19 protein-coding genes and 2 pseudogenes are annotated in these 18152 nt (G+C 66.2%); 12 read left to right on the top strand and 9 right to left on the bottom strand.

Annotated elements, in window-relative coordinates; translation table 11 throughout:
- Positions 1–87: 87 nt before the first annotated feature.
- The 7 genes and pseudogenes from P3W85_RS38185 to P3W85_RS38155 all read left to right on the top strand — a co-directional run.
- Positions 88–1479 (top strand): dihydrolipoyl dehydrogenase, encoded by a 1392-nt coding sequence (locus P3W85_RS38185; RefSeq protein ID WP_276268608.1) that lies wholly within the window; start codon positions 88–90, stop codon positions 1477–1479.
- A gap of 229 nt (positions 1480–1708) precedes the next feature.
- Complete coding sequence (locus P3W85_RS38180) at positions 1709–2581, top strand: mechanosensitive ion channel family protein (RefSeq protein ID WP_017228468.1); 873 nt, start codon at positions 1709–1711, stop codon at positions 2579–2581.
- A gap of 546 nt (positions 2582–3127) precedes the next feature.
- Positions 3128–3424, top strand: coding sequence for a YciI family protein (locus P3W85_RS38175; RefSeq protein WP_017228469.1), 297 nt, complete (start codon positions 3128–3130; stop codon positions 3422–3424).
- Positions 3425–3506: 82 nt separating this feature from the next.
- Positions 3507–3851 (top strand): annotated as a pseudogene (locus tag P3W85_RS38170) (LuxR family transcriptional regulator); the annotation flags it as partial.
- A 213-nt stretch (positions 3852–4064) separates the two neighbouring features.
- On the top strand, positions 4065–4532 hold the full coding sequence (locus tag P3W85_RS38165; RefSeq protein ID WP_276268605.1) for a DUF6402 family protein: 468 nt from the start codon (positions 4065–4067) through the stop codon (positions 4530–4532).
- A gap of 24 nt (positions 4533–4556) precedes the next feature.
- Positions 4557–4934, top strand: coding sequence for a hypothetical protein (locus tag P3W85_RS38160; RefSeq protein WP_276268604.1), 378 nt, complete (start codon positions 4557–4559; stop codon positions 4932–4934).
- A 48-nt stretch (positions 4935–4982) separates the two neighbouring features.
- A pseudogene (locus P3W85_RS38155) lies at positions 4983–5212 on the top strand (FAD-dependent monooxygenase); the annotation flags it as partial.
- Between the two features lie 3 nt (positions 5213–5215).
- Here the strand turns inward: P3W85_RS38155 and P3W85_RS38150 are convergent.
- The 6 genes from P3W85_RS38150 to arsN2 form a co-directional block, all read right to left on the bottom strand.
- Positions 5216–5743 (bottom strand): hypothetical protein, encoded by a 528-nt coding sequence (locus P3W85_RS38150; protein ID WP_017228472.1) that lies wholly within the window; start codon positions 5741–5743, stop codon positions 5216–5218.
- Positions 5744–5938: 195 nt separating this feature from the next.
- Complete coding sequence (locus P3W85_RS38145) at positions 5939–6415, bottom strand: YbhB/YbcL family Raf kinase inhibitor-like protein (protein WP_276268607.1); 477 nt, start codon at positions 6413–6415, stop codon at positions 5939–5941.
- 286 nt (positions 6416–6701) lie between these two features.
- On the bottom strand, positions 6702–7502 hold the full coding sequence (locus P3W85_RS38140; protein ID WP_276268603.1) for a fumarylacetoacetate hydrolase family protein: 801 nt from the start codon (positions 7500–7502) through the stop codon (positions 6702–6704).
- A gap of 39 nt (positions 7503–7541) precedes the next feature.
- A complete protein-coding gene (locus P3W85_RS38135) occupies positions 7542–7985 on the bottom strand; it encodes a BLUF domain-containing protein (protein WP_017226829.1) in 444 nt (147 codons plus the stop codon).
- A gap of 98 nt (positions 7986–8083) precedes the next feature.
- Complete coding sequence (gene folE / locus P3W85_RS38130; RefSeq protein ID WP_017226830.1) at positions 8084–8809, bottom strand: GTP cyclohydrolase I; 726 nt, start codon at positions 8807–8809, stop codon at positions 8084–8086.
- A 188-nt stretch (positions 8810–8997) separates the two neighbouring features.
- Positions 8998–9426 (bottom strand): arsenic resistance N-acetyltransferase ArsN2, encoded by a 429-nt coding sequence (gene arsN2 / locus P3W85_RS38125; protein ID WP_017226831.1) that lies wholly within the window; start codon positions 9424–9426, stop codon positions 8998–9000.
- A gap of 276 nt (positions 9427–9702) precedes the next feature.
- Between arsN2 and P3W85_RS38120 the strand changes: the two genes are divergently transcribed.
- Positions 9703–10011 carry a nicotinamide mononucleotide transporter gene (locus P3W85_RS38120; RefSeq protein ID WP_017226832.1) on the top strand — a complete coding sequence of 103 codons (309 nt, stop codon included), beginning with the start codon at positions 9703–9705 and terminating at the stop codon, positions 10009–10011.
- A gap of 131 nt (positions 10012–10142) precedes the next feature.
- On the opposite strand, the gene P3W85_RS38115 is transcribed toward P3W85_RS38120, so the two are convergent.
- Positions 10143–10943 (bottom strand): IclR family transcriptional regulator, encoded by an 801-nt coding sequence (locus P3W85_RS38115; RefSeq protein WP_276268602.1) that lies wholly within the window; start codon positions 10941–10943, stop codon positions 10143–10145.
- A gap of 179 nt (positions 10944–11122) precedes the next feature.
- Here P3W85_RS38115 and P3W85_RS38110 point away from each other — a divergent pair, with 179 nt between their 5' ends.
- The 4 genes from P3W85_RS38110 to P3W85_RS38095 are packed head-to-tail and all read left to right on the top strand — an operon-like array spanning position 11123 to position 14645.
- Positions 11123–11887, top strand: a complete 765-nt coding sequence (locus P3W85_RS38110; protein WP_276268601.1) for an ABC transporter substrate-binding protein — start codon at positions 11123–11125, stop codon at positions 11885–11887.
- Positions 11888–11893: 6 nt separating this feature from the next.
- Entirely contained in the window at positions 11894–12565 is a 672-nt protein-coding gene (gene ehuD / locus P3W85_RS38105; protein ID WP_017226835.1) for an ectoine/hydroxyectoine ABC transporter permease subunit EhuD, read from the top strand.
- Positions 12562–13332 carry an amino acid ABC transporter ATP-binding protein gene (locus P3W85_RS38100; protein WP_276268600.1) on the top strand — a complete coding sequence of 257 codons (771 nt, stop codon included), beginning with the start codon at positions 12562–12564 and terminating at the stop codon, positions 13330–13332. The genes ehuD and P3W85_RS38100 overlap by 4 nt, the downstream gene beginning before the upstream one ends.
- On the top strand, positions 13329–14645 hold the full coding sequence (locus P3W85_RS38095) for an NAD(P)/FAD-dependent oxidoreductase (RefSeq protein ID WP_276268599.1): 1317 nt from the start codon (positions 13329–13331) through the stop codon (positions 14643–14645). Before P3W85_RS38100 ends, P3W85_RS38095 begins: the two co-directional genes overlap by 4 nt.
- Before the next feature lie 83 nt (positions 14646–14728).
- Here P3W85_RS38095 and P3W85_RS38090 read toward each other — a convergent pair whose 3' ends face one another.
- Positions 14729–15988 carry an arsenic transporter gene (locus P3W85_RS38090; protein ID WP_430869699.1) on the bottom strand — a complete coding sequence of 420 codons (1260 nt, stop codon included), beginning with the start codon at positions 15986–15988 and terminating at the stop codon, positions 14729–14731.
- Between the two features lie 76 nt (positions 15989–16064).
- Positions 16065–18140: a penicillin-binding protein 1A gene (locus tag P3W85_RS38085; protein WP_276268598.1), complete on the bottom strand. Its 2076-nt coding sequence runs from the start codon at positions 18138–18140 to the stop codon at positions 16065–16067.
- Between the last annotated feature and the right edge of the window lie 12 nt (positions 18141–18152).

Below are 18152 nucleotides of genomic sequence, written 5' to 3'. Positions count from 1 at the left end.
GTCCGGTGCCATCCGGTCCGTTGATTGACACGCTTCACCAGGAAATCCGACATGACCTCCACGCAGACCGCGCAGACCGTGCAAACCATTCAAACCATTCAGACCGATGTTGCCGTGATCGGCGCCGGCACGGCCGGCCTGGCCGCGTACCGTGCGGCCCGCGCCGCCGGCAAGCGCGCTGTCATCATCGAGGGCGGTCCCTACGGCACCACCTGCGCCCGCGTGGGCTGCATGCCTTCCAAGCTGTTGATCGCCGCGGCCGAGGCCGCCCACGAACTGCGCCACACCGCACCCTTCGGCGTGCATGTGGATGGCGGGATCCGCATCGACGGGCGCGAAGTCATGGCGCGGGTCAAGCGTGAGCGCGACCGCTTTGTCGGCTTCGTGGTGCGCGGCGTGGACGGCATCCCCGCCGAGGACAAGGTGAGCGGCTATGCCCGCTTTATCGACAACACCGTGTTGCAGGTGGGCGAACACACCACCGTGCGCGCCAGCCGCGTGGTGATCGCTACCGGCTCCAGCCCCATGATCCCGCCGCCGTTCAAGGTGTTCGGCGACCGCCTGGTGGTCAACGACGACGTCTTCGCCTGGGACGACCTGCCGCGCAGCGTGGCCGTGTTCGGCCCCGGCGTGATCGGGCTCGAGCTGGGCCAGGCGCTGTCGCGCCTCGGCGTGCGGGTGCGCGTGTTCGGCCTGCGCGGCGGCGTGGGGCCGCTGACCGATCCGGCCGTCAAGGCCAATGCCGTCGCCGGTTTCCGCGAGGAGTTCTACCTCGACCCGGACGCAAGGCTCGGCGAGATGCGCCGGGACGGCGACGAAGCGGTCATCAGCTTCACCGACCTTGACGGCAACATCGTCACTGAACGCTTCGACTATGTGCTCGCCGCCACCGGCCGCCAGCCGAATGTGCGCGGCCTGGGCCTGGAGCATACCGGGCTGGCGCTGGATTGGCGCGGCATGCCGGTGTTCGACCCGGCCACCTTGCAATGCGGCACGGCGCCGGTCTTCATCGCCGGCGATGCCAACGACATCCTGCCGTTGCTGCATGAAGCCGCGGACGAAGGCAAGGCGGCCGGCGAGAACGCGGCAGCGTACCCCGAGGTGCGTCCGCTGGCGCGCCGCGCGCCGCTCGGCGTGGTGTTCAGCGATCCGCAGATCGCCATGGTGGGGCAGCGCTATGCCGACCTGGCGCCGGACAGTTTCGTGGTGGGCGAGGTGAGCTTCGAGGACCAGGGCCGCAGCCGCGTGATGCGCAAGAACCGCGGGCTGATGCATGTCTACGCCGACAAGCAAAGCGGGCGTTTCCTCGGCGCGGAATGGACCGGCCCGCGCGCCGAGCATATCGCGCACCTGCTGGCCTGGGCGTATCAGCAGGCGCTCACCGTCGAGCAGATGCTGGCCATGCCGTACTACCACCCGGTGGTGGAGGAGGGCCTGCGCACGGCGCTGCGCGATGCGCAGGCCAGGCTGGCCGGCTGAGCGGGTCGGCCGGCCAGCGGTTGACGCCGGTAGATTCCCCCTCTCCCGCAGGCGCGCTTCGTTGTCCGCGTCGACAGAATTCTTTGCAATTCCATCCTGTACCGGCACCTGCCGCAGCGGCGATACTTGGCGCTGCGGGGCGGCGCGGCAGACGCCGCTCACCCGCGTGTACAGCGCGAATATAACGCGTGTACGACAACACAAACGACGTCGGGAAAAGGATGAAGCGATGGAGCTGACTACGCTGCAGAAATACCAGGATCTGGCCGTGGCCTATGCCAGCGACTTTGGCGTGAAGGTGCTGGCGGCAATCGCCTTCTGGGTGATCGGACGCTGGCTGATCCATCTGGTGGTGAAGATGGTGCAGGGCTCGCTCGGGCGGCAGAAGGTGGACCCGACGCTGTTGCGCTATGTGGGCTCGATCATCACGGTGACGCTGAACGTGGTGCTGGTGATCGGCATCCTTGGCTACTTCGGCATCCAGACCACCAGCTTTGCCGCGCTGATCGCCGCCGCCGGCGTGGCCATCGGCATGGCATGGTCGGGCCTGATGGCCAACTTCGCGGCAGGCGCCTTCCTGATCGTGCTGCGCCCCTTCAAGGTCGGCGACTTCGTCACGGCGGCCGGGGTCACCGGCACCGTACGCGAGATCGGATTGTTCGCCACCACCCTCGATACGCCGGACAACGTCCTGACCGTGGTGGGCAACAACAAGATCTTTGCCGAGACCATCCAGAACTTCACCGCCAACCCGTCGCGCCGGGTCGAGCTGAAGGCGCAGCTGGCCGGCAGCACCGACCACGCCGCGGCCATCGCCCTGCTCAAGGAGCGCGTGGCGGCGATTCCCAATGTGCTGGCGGCCCCGGCGGTCGACGTGGAAATCCTGGAGTTCACCCTGGTCGGACCGGTGCTGGCGGTGCGGCCGCATTGCCATAACGATCATTACTGGCAGGTGTACTTCGACACCAACCGCGTGATCCGCGAGAGCTTCGGCGAGGCTGGCTTTGCCGCGCCGATGCCGGCGCAACTGGTGCTGATGCAGCAGGCTGCCGTGGCCCATGCGGGCGAAGCACCGCGCGCGCTGCCCGCACGAACGGCGTAGCCCTTACTCGCTTCAGCCAATGGCAAAGCCCGCCGCGCACCGCAAGGTGACCGGCGGGCTTTGCCATTGGCTTCGTTGTTGCTATCGTTATTGCGCATCTTCTGCTTCTTGCGTGGCCCCCGGGGCCGGCTGGAAGCGGGCCCCGATGGGGGCCTGACTCTGTTGACGGCCTTGCGACTCCGGTGTGGCCGGGGCAGGGCCGGGCTCGCATTCCCGCGTCCGGCACGCGGTTGCCCGTTTTGTGGGCAGTCCGATGGGGTGCCCGTGCCAGAGCCGTTTGCGGAGCTTGTCGACAATGTTATCCACATAAAGTGTGGATAACACTGAGGACTGGCAAGGAGGCAGGAACGAAGCCAGGCGGATTTGTCAAGCCTGAAATCCAAGCCTGTCCCGGCTTCCCGGCGAAGGGGCGGCGCCCGGCCGCATGGCAAGGCTTTGCGGAAAAGTGGACCATAGGGCGTAAGGTCGTATTGAGGCTGCCGTACCAATCCGCGACGCCTCTCCGCCTTCGCGTATCATCGCTTACCGCTCGCTAGAGAGACAGCCATGCCATTCCTGATCGAAACCTGGGACAAGCCGCAGCATCAGCAAGTGAGGCAGGCGACCCGCGCCCGCCATCTCGATTTCCTGGACCAGCACAAGGCCTTGCTGCTGGCATGCGGGGCCAAGCTCAACGACGACGGCAGCGATGCCGGCGGCGGCGTCTATATCGTCGACGTCGAGACGCGCGATGCGGCGCAGCAATTCATCGATGCGGATCCGTTCGCGGCGGCGGGCCTTTTCGCGGAGGTGCGCATTACGCGCTGGCGCAAAGCCTATCTGGCTGGCGCGTGCTGCCTTTAGCCGGAGCGGGCGCAGGCGTGCGGGCCTGGCCGCTGCGCCGGGTCTAGAATGAAGGGCATGCCACGGATTTCCGGATCAGATCATGCGCTACTGGCGTCTCGACCGCCCCCGGCTGGCGGGCCAGCTTGATCTTTCCCGGGTCACCGGCCTGGTGGCGGCCATCGGGCATGACGACGCGAACGCCCTTGCCTCGGAAGTGCTGAAAACGCTCGACGAGGTCGCTTCCATCTCGCAGTGCACCGTCTTTGCCTATGAGTTCGGCAACCGGCCGCGCACGGTATCGGTCGCGGATCACCGCGGCGGGCGGTACCTGCGCGATGTCGCGGATACGTATGCCAGGCACTATTACGTGCTGGACGGCAACCAGACGATCGTCTCCGCCCGGGACGCGGAGAAACCCGGTTCCGGCATCCTGCAGAACAGCGAGGACATCAAATATAAATAGGTACCCCTGCCCGTTGCGATTGACCAGGAAGAGAGCCGTTGCAATTGGGCCGGTTGCATTTGTCGCGACCGCCCGGCCCTGGCCCGGCTGTGATTTTGCAAAAAATTTGCGGTTTCCCACCTGAAAACCGGACTCTTCTGCTTTTCATATGATTCCGCCGCAGCTATAAGCGAAGATTTGGTGGTGAGCGGGGTTATGGAAAATTCAGATAAGCGGATACCGTTTTTTGAGCAACGGTTCATCAAGCCGTTGTGGGCGCTCAGGCGTGAACAGCAAGGTTGCACCATTGAGGACGTAGATGAGTTCTATATTTCTACGGATCGCCCCGCGCCACCCTTGCGCGACCAACCGCCATCGCCTCCCGCGCCGCCAAAGCCGAAAGAGCCTAAGCGCCCACCGAAATCGCTCATAGAAGGATTTCTAGAGTTTCGAGAATGGCTGAACACGCCGCTGCCGCCAAAGCCAATACCGGCTCCCGCCACGCCGGAGGTCAAGACGCCGCGCGTTAATCCGTTTGATCTACAGGATATTCCCGGGGCGATGGACCGCATCGGCTGGCCCATATCGGCTAAGGTCATGCGCAAATGGTTATCCGGCGAGTTGAACTATGCCAATACCGATGATGGGGCGAGATTCGGTATTAACCAGGATGGCATTTCCTGAGCCTTGGGTGATGGAGTTCGACCTATGAATATGAGTGCGCGCGCAAGGATCTGGATCAATCGCTCATGCAAATTGACGATTTTATTTTTTATCGTAATCTTGATTGCGCCGTATGGATGTGATGTGGCAAATCGGCTGGGGGCGCACGAATGCAAGAGAGAAAGTGATGGAAATCTTTATATCGGCGAAATGTGTTACTTATCAACTGGTGACTCTATGGTATTCCGCCTTTATGATGCCAAAAGCGGCGAATTGCTGGCTGAAAGAACATATAATCACCCTGAGCCAAAAATAATTTGGTCCGGTGGCAGCGTAATATACGACACTTCCCCTTCCGATGGAATCGGCTATGTGGATTTGCCGCCGACACGCTGGGACCGGCTACGGGCCAGACTTCCATAGCACACGAGGGAGCTTGCTTCGTGCTGGCCAGCTTCAGGAGCAACGCTCATGGCGCAATACCATATCGAGCAATTCCTGCTCGATGCCGCCAGCAGGAAGCTGGACCTGATCGATATCCGCTGGCGGACCCGCGTGACCGCCATCGACGCCCGCGCGGACGGCGCCACCCTCAGCCTGGCCACGCCGAGGCAGCTACCGGATGGAGGCGGACTGGATCGTCCGCCTGCGACGGCGGGCGCAGCACGATCCGCGAGGCGCTGGGCCTGCCCGCTCGCGGGCGTTCAGGCGCCCTGGCCGCTGGCCGGGGAATCCGGCGCCGGCCGTTCCAGGTACATATAGGCGTTAGCGGCAATCAGCCCGAACAGGACATGCGCGAACAGGCTTTCCCACCCGCGTGCCTCGTCGAACCAGTTGAAGTAACGGCCCAGCGCATAGAAATTGACCAGATAGACCAGCGCCCCGAAGATCGCGCCGGTGAGCGATGCCATGCCGGAGCTGGAGTCGAAGCGGAAGGACGCGATGATCATCGCCAGGATCGTGGCTAGCACGACCGACAGGCCGAAGTGCACCACTCCCGCGGCCAGCACGATACTCCAGCTGAAGGCGTCCGCCGATGCCATCGTTTCCTTGCCGAGCATGATGGCTGCCACCATCTTCACCGTGCCCCATGCGCTCTGATACAAGACGAAGCGAGCCGTCAGCAGTTCCATGACCACGTACACCGCGCCAGCGATCAGGCCCGCAAACGCGGCCGCGCGCCAGTCCGGCATACGGTGGGTGAAATGGTGCGACTGCATATGGAGTTCCATGAACGCCTCCTTCCACAAAGACAAAGCAGCCTGAAGATCAGGCTCCTGTGATAGTTCTAGCCCATTGGCGGCAAATGCCAAGCCCGCCACGCGCGCGGTACAAGCTGCCCGCCCCGCACGGCCATGTGATGCCACTGGTACCCGGCGCGGCAGTCCCGCCGCCCTGGTTTTCGGGAGATTGCCGGAACTGCGGTGTCAGGAGCGCTTCTGGTACGTCCCTACCAGCGCCGCTTGCGCCAGCACGTGGCCATGCATGGCTTTCTCGAGCGTGGCCTTGGAAGCCTTGCCCAGATCGGGCAGGACCGCGTCCAGCGCATATAGCTTGAAGAAATAGCGATGACGCCCGAGCGGCGGGCAGGGGCCGCCGTAGCCGGTCCTGTGCCAGTCGTTTACACCTTCGCGCGTGCCGCCGGGCAAGCTGGCCGGGGCGATACCGCCGGCCAGGCCGGCGCCGTCCGGCGGGATGTCGTACAGGACCCAGTGCACCCAGGTCATCAGCGGCGCGGCCGGGTCGGGCGCATCCGGGTCGTCCACGATCAGCGCCAGGCTCCTGGTGCCGGCGGGCACGCCGGACCAGGCGAGCGGCGGCGAAGTATCCGCGCCTTCACACGTATGGCCGGCAGGGATTTCACTGCCGTTGGCGAAGGCTGTGGAGGTCAGCGTGAGGGACATTGCACTCTCCTTGCGGGCCGCATGGAGCCCGGCTTGCGGTGCGCACAGCAGCATGGCCGACAGAATGGCCGCACCTCTTCGCATGCCGGGCTCCTTTCATGCAGCCGTCATCTGGACTGTGATCACTCTGATAGTTCTAGCCGATTGCCGGGAAATGCCAAGCTGTGGGAGGGGTGGCGGAGCAGCGGCGCGACGCGGCCGATACATCGGCGACCGGCCTCCGGCGCCGCCCTTGACGCTCGAGGAGCCCGCCCCCTGGGGACGGGAGGCGCGCGCCAGCGCGTTGTCAGCCCGGTCCGGTCTGCGGCGCCAGGTTCAGCACCAGTTCGCCGCCGGCATAAGTTGCGCGGACGGCATGCACGCCAGCCGCCACGTCGAATGGGCGGGTCAGCGTACCGGTGGTGACCACTGTGCCCTTGCGCAAGGTGATGCCGCGTTCTGCGGCATGCGCCAGCAGGGATTGCAGGGCTTCCAGCGGGTAGATGGCGTCGTCGCCGTCGAGCGGCAGCGCGCTTGCCGCGCCGTCGAGCGTCACGCTGGCGCTGGCGCGCACGTCTTCCACGCTGGCGGGATCGATCTGCGCGCCCAGCACCAGCGCGTGGAATCCGACGTTGTCGCCGGCAAAGGCCGGCATGCCGACCGCGCCGCGGTCCTCGTACCGCGAGAGCACCACTTCGAAGGCGACTTGCGCGCTCTGGACGAGTTCGGTCAGCGCCGCCGGCGCCAGTTCGCCGTGCGCGGGCGCGACGTCCCGTGCCAGCCTCACCGCGATTTCGAATTCAATGGTGGCCACCGCGCCCGCCGGGACATGTACCGTATCGCCCGAGGCAAAGCAGCGCGAAGCGCCCACCTGGCCAACCAGCGGGCGCGCCAGGCTGGCGCGCCGCATGGCGTTGGCGCTGCCGACGCCGAGCTTCCAGCCCACCACCGGATCGCCGAGTGCTGCCACGAAGCGGTCCTGTACGTCATAGCCGCAGGCCAGCGTGGCCGGCTTGGCATCGGCGGGCAGGTCGCGCAATTGCACGCCGCGCCGGCAGGCATCGGCCAGCAGCGCCGCTGCGGTGCCGGGGTTGAACGTTGCGCTCACGCGTTCTCCATGTTGTTGGTTTGGTTCGGTGGATGCGTTTCAGATCCGGTGGCGTTCCGAGGTGCGTCCCACGATGGATGCGCCCGCGATCAGCTCCTTGAGCAGGGCCTGCGATGCCTGGCCGCTGGTGCGATAGGGGTCCAGTTCGCCGCGCTCGGAATACTTGAGGATGGTGGCCATATTGACCTTGCCGGTATTGACCAGGCCCATGGCCCAGCCGGCGAACTCGCGCTCGAGGATTTCCTCGTAGTGCAGCAGCACGATGTCTTCGTGGCGCGCGTCGCGGCCGATCTGCTGGTACAGGCGGGAGACTTCATTGCGGCCGCCTTCCAGCGCCTGCATGAAGATACCGTGGCCATAGCACAGCACGCCGGTGATGCCGTGCCCGGGATTGTTCGCGGTACTGGTGGCAACGATCGCGTCTACCAGCCCGGGATCGGCCGGCTGGCATGCGCGGCTGGCATAGAGCAGGCGTACAAGCATGTTGGCTCCAGTTTCCAGTTTGCTGTTGAGTACGGGTTCGCGCGATCGGAGGGATGGGCGTGCGGCTGCCCCTCTCGCTTCCCACTCTTACCCCGTCGCTAGTCGCGCGTCCTGTTCAGCAAGGCCAGGAACTCGCGACGCAGGCTGCCGTCCTTGAGGAAGGAGCCGCGCATCACGCTATTGGTCATCTTTGCATCGGTGTCGCGCACGCCGCGCCAGTGCATGCAGAAGTGCTCGGCTTCCATGACGATGGCGAGCCCGTCCGGGCTCATTTTTTCCTGCAGCAGGTCGGCCACCTGGGTCACGGCTTCTTCCTGGATCTGCGGACGGCACATGATCCACTCGGCCAGGCGCGCGTACTTCGACAGCCCGATCAGGTTGGAGTGCTGGTTGGGCATGACGCCCACCCACAGCTTGCCGATGATCGGGCACAGGTGGTGCGAGCAGGCGCTGCGCACCCGGAGCGGGCCCACGATCATCAGTTCGTTGATGCGCTCCGCGTTCGGGAACTCGGTCACATTGGGCTGACTGACGTAGCGGCCGGCAAAGATCTCCTTCAGGTACATCTTGGCCACGCGGCGCGCGGTTTCGCGGGTGTTGTGGTCGCTTTCGATGTCGATCACCAGGCTGCGCAACACCTCTTCCATGCGCGACTGTACTTCGTCGAGCAATTCGTCCAGTTCGCCGGGTTCGACATAGGCGGAGATATTATCGTTGGCGTGGAAGCGCTCTTGCGCTGCCTGCAAACGCGCCCGGATGCGGGACGACGCACTGCCCGGTGCCTCGTCGAGGTCCGGGTGGGGTGCCTGATGGTCGGATTCCATATCGTGCGGTTCGTGATGGTCGGTGTCGTCGGTGAAAGCTTCGCGGCGAGCGCTGGCATTTACTGTACAACAATATGCTACGCCGGCTCCGGCGCGCCGTGGGCATCGCACGCAGAGGAGAAAGTGGCGGGGTGCGGCGCGATGCCGGCCAGTGGCTGGGGCGGCCAGCACCGCCCCCGGGGAAGTACCTACAGCGCGGCCTGCATCAGGGTGGCGGATGCGGGACAGGCCTCGCGGGACAGGGCCGTGCGCAGCAGTTCCGGCGGCATGCAGGCGCGCTCCACGCGCTCGAAACCCAGCCGCGCGAAATAGCCGGCCGCCGTGGTGGTTTGCAGCACCACCGACTGCACGCCGCGCGTGCGGGCCTCGGCCAGCATCGCCGCCACCAGCAGTTCTCCAAGGCCCGCCGAACGCGCGCGCTCGGCAACCGCCACGGAACGCAGTACCGCCACCTGGCCGTAGTTCTCGACGCCGGCGCAGCCAAGCAGGCCGGCGTTGTCCCGTACCACCAGGAAATTGCCGAGTTGCTCCGCTACGCCGTCGGCCGGCAGGCCGCAAGCCTGTAGCAGATCCTGTACATCCTGACTGTCCTTCTCGCTTGCATAGTGCGGGCGCATGATGCCCTCCTGACCCAACGGGCTGTTCTTCGTATCTTAATGACAGTCTCGTCTTACGGTGCCTAGGGATAGTTCTTAAGTAGATTCGCGTACTGGACGTCATGGGACGTCATCGATACCGCCGAAGGGGGGCAGCATCGCTCTCCAGCTTCCCAGGGGAAAAAGCCACCGCAAAACACTTGCCCTGCACCCGCTTGCAAGCTAAGCTTGCGCCCTACATTGTATGCAAAATATGAACGCAAAATAAAATCTGGAACCATTCAGGAGACAAGCGCGATGGATCTGGCGCATCAGTACATTCCCAATTTGCTCAATGGCCTCGAGTGGTCCGGCTGCGCGCTGGCGATGAGCGGCTCCTTGCTGGTCGCCTTGCACAACAAGGCTTCGCGATGGGGCTGGATTGCCTATCTCTGTTCCAATCTCCTGTGGAGCGTGTTCGCCCTGGTCACCGGCACCTACGGTCTGTTTGTCCAGCAGCTGGGCTTTACCGCCACCAGCATCTACGGGCTGTACCGCCATACGCAATTCCACCGCCAGCAGGAAAGCCAGCAGGGGCATGGACATCCGGCGCCCGACGCGGCCTGAGCCGCAGCGGGACCGGACCGCCGGCTTGGCGCGGCTGCCTGGCCAGCGCCGGCAATACGCCGTACGCGCCCGGGCGGCGGGCGCGTACGGCCCCTGGTTTCAGTGCCTGCCTTTGCCGCCCTTTTTTCCTCTTATCCCATGGCCCGCACCGAGCTGCTGACGGCGCGCGCGCATTGCAGCAACGGCGGCGCAAGCCTACGCTCCGCTTCTTCGCGAGACCAGCGGCTGGTCGGCGCTACCACGTGTATCGCGCCCACCGGACGTCCACTGCCCCCAAGCACCGGTGCGGCAATCGTCATGTCGCCCAGGAACAGCTCCTCGCTGTTGACCGCATAGCCCCGCCGGCGCGCCTCGCGCAACATGTCCAGGATATCCGCCACCGCGGTCCGCGTATGGACCGTATGGCTGGCCCGATCCGAGCGCTCGATCACCGCGAGCGCCTCGTCTTCCGGCAGCGCGCTCAGGTAGGCGCGTCCGGAGCCGGTGCAATACATCGGGATGCGGCTGCCGATCGGCATGTGCACCGGCACGAAATGGGCGCTGACGAATCTTGCGATATAGACCATATCGAGCAGGTCCGGCTCCGTCAGGCAGGTGGTCTCGGTGGTGACCTTGGTCAGTTCCGACAGGAAGGGGTTGGCCACCTCGATCAGCGGGTTGGCCGCCAGGTAGTTGAAACCGATTTCCATCACGCGCGGCGTCAACTGGTAGCGCCGGGTCTGCGGGTGCTTGCGCAGGTAGCCCAGCTGTTCGAGCGTGAAGACCATGCGCTGGGCGGAACTTTTGTTGATGGCGGCAGCATCCGCCACTTCGGCGATCGTCATGGTGCGCCGTTGCGCGCTGAACGCGCGCAGCACGGTCAGGCCTTTTTCCAGGGACTGGTTGAACAGGAGGCTGGTTGTCTCGTCAGCGTCGGGGCGGGAAATAGACATTGAGGGAAGGGATGGGTAGTGCAAGCCAAAGAATCGCATATCGATTCGATAGATGCAACTAATGGTTAACTAGAATTATATTTCGCTGCTATCGAATTGAAAATTGGCATGCTCATTGCATAAGTCCTTGAGCTGTCCCACCCGGGCGCCTTTTGTTCACCTTCGCTAGGAGTGTCCGCATGTCCCGTTTCCGCATGTCCCGCCGCCTTGCCCTAATCCTGTGCGCAGCCAGCACCGTTTCGTTCGCCTGGGCCCAGGGAACGGCACCAACCTACAACGTGGGAGCGACGGCTACCGGCGTCCCGTTCACCTTCCTGGACGTGAAGACCAACACCATCCAGGGCATGATGGTCGACACGGTCACCGCCATCGGCAAGGCCGGTGGCTTCAACGTCAATGTGCAGCAGACCGTCTTCTCGGCGTTGATCCCTTCGCTGACCTCCAGCAAGATCGACATCATCTCGGCCGCCATGCTGAAGACGCCCGCCCGCCAGCAGGTGGTGGACTTCAGCGACCCGGTCTATTCGTATGGGGAAGGGCTGATCGTCAGGAGCGACGACGCCAGGGCCTACACCTCCCTCGATGAACTCAAGGGCGAGATCGTGGGCGCGCAGGTGGGCACGGTCTTCCTCGACATGCTCAGCAAGAAGGGCATCTTCAAGGAAGTGCGCAGCTACGATTCGGTGGCCGACATGACGCGCGACCTGGCGCTTGGCCGCATCAAGGCTGGCCTGGGCGATCAGCCCATCATCGCCTACCAGTTGCGCCAGAACGCCTTCCACGGCGTGAAGCTGGCCGGCAGCTACAAGCCGGTCAATGTCGGCGACGTCTGCCTGGTGGTGCGCAAGGGCGACACCGAGACGCTGGCCCGGCTGAACAAGGCCATCGCCAAGGTCAAGGCCGACGGCACGCTGGCGGGCATCGTCCAGAAGTGGGGCATGTAAGCCGCGATGGATAGCGCTCTCTTTTTCCAGAACGCGCGGGATTTCCTGCCGATCCTGCTGCAGGGCGCGGTGGTCACGATACAGGTGACCGTGCTGGCCTTCCTGCTCAGCAGCGCGATCGGCCTGGGCCTGGCGCTGCTGAAGCTGTCGCCGGTGCGCGCGCTGTCGTGGGGCGCGGCGTCGGTGATCAACGTGATCCGTGGCCTGCCGATCATCGTGCAGCTGTTCTATATCTACTTCGTGCTGCCGGATATCGGCATCCACCTGACGGCCTTCCAGGCCGGCGTGATCGGCCTGGGCATCGCCTACTCGGCCTATCAGGCGGAGAACTTCCGCGCCGGCATCGAGGCCGTCGACCCGGGCCAGCGCGAGGCCGCGCAGGCCATGGGCATGCGCCCGGCGCTGATCATGCGCCGCGTGATCCTGCCGCAGGCCTTCCGTATTGCGCTGCCGCCCTATGGCAACACGCTGGTGATGATGCTCAAGGACTCGTCGCTGGTTTCCACCATCACGGTGGCGGAAATGACGCGCGCGGGCCAGCTGATCGCGTCGTCCACCTTCCAGAACATGACCGTGTACACGCTGGTGGCCTTGCTGTACCTGCTGATGAGCCTGCCGCTCGTCTTCGGCCTGCGCCGGCTGGAACAACGCCTTGGCGCGGGAAGGAAAAGAACATGATCCATATCCAGAACCTGCAAAAACACTTCGGCGACCACCATGTGCTGCGGGGCGTCAGCCTGCACGTGGACGCCGCAGAGGTGGTTTGCCTGATCGGCCCCTCGGGTTCCGGCAAATCCACGGTCCTGCGCTGCATCAACGGGCTGGAGTCCTATGACGGCGGCGAGATCCTTGCCTTCGGCGAGCGCGTGGACCGCGCCGGCAAGGGCATCCACCGCTTGCGCAGCCGCATGGGCATGGTGTTCCAGCGTTTCAATCTCTTTCCCCACCGCAGCGTGCTGGAGAACGTGATGGAGGGCCCGGTGTACGTGCTGGGCGAGCGCCCGGACAAGGCGCGTGTCGATGCCCTGGCGCTGCTCGACAAGGTCGGTCTCGCGGCCAAGGCGCAGGCCTATCCGCCCCAGCTCTCCGGCGGACAGCAGCAGCGCGTGGCCATTGCCCGCGCACTGGCAATGCGGCCCGAAGCCATGCTGTTCGACGAACCCACCTCGGCGCTGGACCCCGAACTGGTGGGCGATGTGCTGGAAGTCATGCGCGCGCTCGCCCGCGAAGGCATGACCATGATCGTGGTGACGCACGAGATGGGCTTCGCCCGCGAGGTGGCCGACCGGGTGTGCTTCCTGCACAGCGGCACCATCGTCGAGGAAGGCGCGGCGGCGCAGGTGCTGGGTGCGCCCCGGCAGCCGCGTACGCAGGACTTTCTGCGGCGCGTCCTGCACAAGCCGGCAGGGGCGCCGGCCGGGTCGCCGGAAGGGGCCGCGTCATGACGGCCCGCCAGTTCACGGCAGGCCGCCCGGGTGCGCCCGCGCCGTTGCCGCCCTCCCTTTGGGCCGCGACCGCACCGCCTGCGCCGCCGACGCCCGCGCTGCGCGAATCGCGGCTGGCCGACGTGCTCGTCATCGGCGCCGGCTTCACCGGCCTGTCCACCGCGCTGCACCTGGCCCAGACCGGTGCGCGGGTTTGCGTGCTCGAAGCCTGCGAGCCTGGCTGGGGCGCGTCCGGGCGCAATGGCGGGCAGGTCAATCCCACGCTCAAGCACGATCCCGACGCGCTGGTGCGCATGCTGGGCGCCAGGGTTGCCGAGCCGCTGATCGAGGCGGTATCGCGTTCGGCCGACCTGGTATTCGACCTGATCGCGCGCCACCGCATCGATTGCCAGCCGGTGCGCAGCGGCTGGCTGCAACTCTCCTATTCGCACAAGGAGGTCGCCGGCATGCACGCGCGGGCCGCGCAATGGGCGCACCGCGGCGCGCCAGTGGAAGTGCTGGACCGCGACGCGGTGGCGCGGCGCGTGGGCACGCAGGCGTTTGCGGGCGGGTGGCTGGATGCGCGTGCCGGGGCGATCCAGCCGCTGGCCTATACGCGGGGACTGGTCAAGGCCGCGCAGGACGCCGGGGCCGCCGTGCACGGCGCTACCGCGGTGACGGCCCTGGAGCGCCAAGGCACGCAATGGGTGGCGACGACATCGACCGGTGCTACCGTGACCGCCGGCCAGGTCGTGTTCGCGACCAACGGCTACACCGGCCGGCTTTGGCCCGGGCTGGCGCAGACGGTGCTGTCGGCCAACAGCTTCATCGTGGCTACCCGCCCGCTCAGGCCGGCGGACGCGCAGGCCATCCTGACGCGCGGCGAGACCGCTTCCACCTCGCAGCGGCTGCTGCTGTATTTCCGCAAGGATGCGCAGGGGCGCCTGCTGATGGGAGGGCGCGGGTTCTTTGCCGATCCGCGAGGTCCGCAGGACTTCGCTCACCTGGAGCGCTCGCTCGCGCTATTGTTCCCGCAACTCGGCCCGCTCGAGTACGAGTACCGCTGGGCCGGGCGCATCGCCATTACGCGCGACTTCATGCCGCATGTGCACGAACCCGCGCCCGGCGTCATCATGGCGCTGGGTTGCAACGGTCGGGGCATCGCGCTGTGCAGCAGCCTCGGCAAGCATATCGCGGACAGGATCGCGGGCGGAAAGGGCGAATTCCCGTATCCGGTCTCCCCGGTTGCCCCGATACCACTGCACGGCTTGCAGCGCTTCTACATCGCGGCGGGCGTAGCCTGGTACAGCTTGCTGGACAAACTCGGTTCGTGAACCGGTGAATCGGTGGGCCGGGGCGTGAGGCGCAGCGGCAGGCAGGCATGGAACCCCCCGCCTGCCGCATCGTCCGGCTGCGCCTAGATCAGCAGGCTCGCCAGCGCCGGCACCAGTGCCAGCGGCATCACCAGCGCGCCGATGCGCAGGAACTGCAGCGCGCCGACCCGCTGCCCTTCGCGCCGCAAGGCGGTCAGCCACAGCAGGGTGGCCAGCGAACCGGTGACGGACAGGTTGGGCCCCAGGTCGATGCCGATCAGCACCGCGCTGGTGGCCTGCGCGGAGGCATGGCTGGCCGCGAGGGCCGAAGCGGCGAACAGGCCGGCCGGCAGGTTGTTGACGATATTGGAGACTACGGCCACGGTCCCGCCTGGCAGCCATACGCTGGCCGCCGGAGACCGCTGCGCCAGCGCCTGCACCAGATGGGCGAGCTTGGCGATCAGGCCGGTCTGCTCCAGGCCGGCGACCAGCACGAACAGGCCGGCCACCAGCGGCAGCACGCCCCAGGAGATCTCGCGCAGCGCCGGCAGGCACAGGCCGGGGCGGCGCGCGCAGACCAGCAGCAGGGTCGCCAGGCCGGCCAGGCAGGTGGGCCAGCCCAGGTCCGCGCCCAGCAGGGAGGCGATCAGCAGCACGATGCCCATGGCCACGATGCCGACGGCGGTGAGCCTGGCTTCGGCGCTCAGGGGCGGCACCGGCACGTCCGCCGCGATAGGCTCGGCAAGCGCGCGGCGCTGGGTCCAGTAGAGCGCCGCGAAGGTGGCGGCGATCGCCACCAGCGAGGGCAGCGTGAAGCGGGCCAGCCAGCCCGTCAGCGTGGGCATGCGCTCACCGAAGATGACCAGGTTGGCGGGATTCGAGATCGGCAGCACGAAGCTGGCGGCATTGGCGATAAAGGCGCAGCCATACAGGTAGGGCAGGGGCTGCCTGACCCTGGCGGCGCGGGTGGCGGCCAGCACGGCCGGCGTCAGCACCACCGCGGTGGCGTCGTTGGACATGAACACCGTGACCAGGGCGCCGAAGCCGTAGACCAGCGCGAACAGCCGCCGCGCGGAGCCCCGCGCCTGGCGCACCGCCAGCGCTGCCACATGGTCGAACAGCCCGGTCTTGCGGGCCAGTTCGGACGCCAGCATCATGCCGCCGAGAAACAGGTAGACGTCGTAGCCGCGCGCCACGGCAGCCAGCGCATCGGGCACGGCAAGCAGGCCTGTCACGCATAGCAGCAGCGCGCCGCCTACCGCCCAGAATGCTTCCGGCAGCCGGAACGGCCGCGTGATGACGCCAACGGTGGTGGCCGTGGCCACGGCCCAGATCAGGGGGCCGCTGTAGGGGATCAGGTTCATCGTCGGTACGTCGCAGGCGGCAGTGGCCGGTTCGTGTCGTGGGCTGCGGCAGCGCGCTGGGCGGTCCCGCGCAGACTCAGGTGCTGGGTTGTGGCGCGAGAGGCATGCCACCCGCCTGGGAGGGTGGCGCGGCGGCCCGGATGGGGTCCGTGGCGGCTCCCGTGCCTGCGCCGGCAGGCTCGGTGGCGCCGGTCAAGGCCGGATCGGTGTCGGAATCCGGCGGCGGCGCCGCCGGGAACCCCAGCGAGGCGATGCCATGGCTGCCGTCGGCATATTCCGGATAGGTCCACTCGTCGCCGACGCGCACGAGGTTCTTCGGCATCTCGTATTCGCCCTCGGGCTGACCGGCCAGGCGGCCTTCCATATAGCGCGCCCAGATCGGCAGGGCCGTGGTGGCGCCGAATTCGTGCCGGCCCAGGCTGCGGTTGTCGTCGAAGCCCATCCACGCCACCGTGACGATGCCCGAGGCATAGCCGGCAAACCAGCCATCGACCGAATCGTTGGTGGTGCCGGTCTTGCCGGCGATATCCGCCCGTTGCAGGTAGCGCTGCAGGCCCGCGCCCGTGCCACTGGTCACCACGCTGTGCAGCAGGCTGTTCATCACGTAGGCGTTGCGCTCGGGGATCACGCGCTGCGGCTGGGGCTCGCTGTTTGCACTGAACAGCACATTGCCCGCGCCGTCGCTGATGCGCTCGATCAGGTAGGGCTCGGTGCGATAGCCTTCGCTGGCAAACACGCCATAGGCGGCGGCGAGCCGCAGCGGCGTGGTGGTGCCGGTGCCCAGCGCCATCGGCAGGTAGCGCGGCAGGCGCTGCTCGGAGAAGCCGAACCTGCCGGCATAGTCCACCGCATAGGGAATGCCGATGGTCTGCAAGGTGCGGATGGCCGGCAGGTTGCGCGACTCGGCCAGCGCCTGGCGCACGCTGACGCCGCCGAGGAAGCGGCCATCGTCGTTGCCGGGCTGCCAGCGCGACGACGCGTCCAGCGGCGCGTCGTTGATCATGGTAGTGGGCGAAATGCCGCGTTCGAGCGCGGCGGAATAGATAAACGGCTTGAAGGTCGAGCCAGGCTGCCGCTCAGCCTGGGTGGCATGGTTGAAGCGGCTGGCGGCAAAATCAGCGCCGCCGATCATGGCTTCGATGGCGCCGGATTTGCTGTCCAGCGAGACCAGCGCGGCCTGGGGCGCACCCGCGGCGGCCTGCTGGCCGTGGCGCTTGCCGTACTGGGCGAGTCCCGACTGCACGGCTTCATAGGCCAGGCTCTGTCTCACCGACGACACCGTGGTGTAGACGTTGATGCCGCGCGTGTAGGCCGCCTCGCCGAAACGGTCGTAGGCGAGCTGGCGGGCCAGTTCCGCCACGTATTCGGCATGGCCGTCGAAGCGGCCGTTGCGGGCACCCGCCACCTGCAGCGGCTCGGACCGGGCCGCCTGGTATTGCTGGGGCGTGATCATGCCGAGCGTCCGCATGCGCCCGAGCACATATTGCTGGCGCAGCTTGGCGCGCGGGAAGTTGACCACCGGGTTCATGGTCGACGGCGCCTTGGGCAGGCCCGCCAGCATGGCGGTTTCGGCCAGCGAGAGCGCATCCAGCGGCTTGCCGAAGTACGCCTGGGCCGCGCTGCCGAAGCCGTAGGCATGCTCGCCCAGGTAGACCTGGTTCATGTACAGCTCGAGGATGCGGTCCTTGGACAGGGAGTGATCGATCTTCCATGCCAGCAGGATTTCATACCATTTGCGCGCCAGCGTCTTCTCGCGCGAGAGGTAGAAATTGCGCGCCACCTGCATGGTGATGGTGGAGGCGCCCTGGGCGTAGCCCTCGCCGATATTGGCGATCGCCGCGCGGAAGATGCCCGGGATATCCACGCCGGCATGCTGGTAGAACTGATCGTCTTCGGCGGCCAGCAGCGCATTGGACATCTGCTTGGGCATGCGCTCCAGGGGGACGAATTCGCGATGCTCGTTGCCGAATTCGCCGATCAGGACATTGTCGCTGGTGAAAATGCGCAGCGGCAGGTCCGGGCGATAGTCCCGCAGCGCATCGACCGCGGGAAGTTGACGAAGGCTCACCACGGCGGCAAACCCGACAAGCAGGGTGCTAGCGGCAGCCAGCACTAAAGTGGCGCTTGCTGCCTTTTTTACGACTCGTTTCATGCGCGTATTCTA

Origin of the sequence: Cupriavidus basilensis (genome assembly GCF_029335485.1) — a bacterium.
GTDB lineage: Bacteria > Pseudomonadota > Gammaproteobacteria > Burkholderiales > Burkholderiaceae > Cupriavidus > Cupriavidus basilensis_E.
The sequence above is the reverse complement of the archived record's forward strand: the minus strand, read 5'-3'. Positions and strand labels throughout refer to the sequence as shown.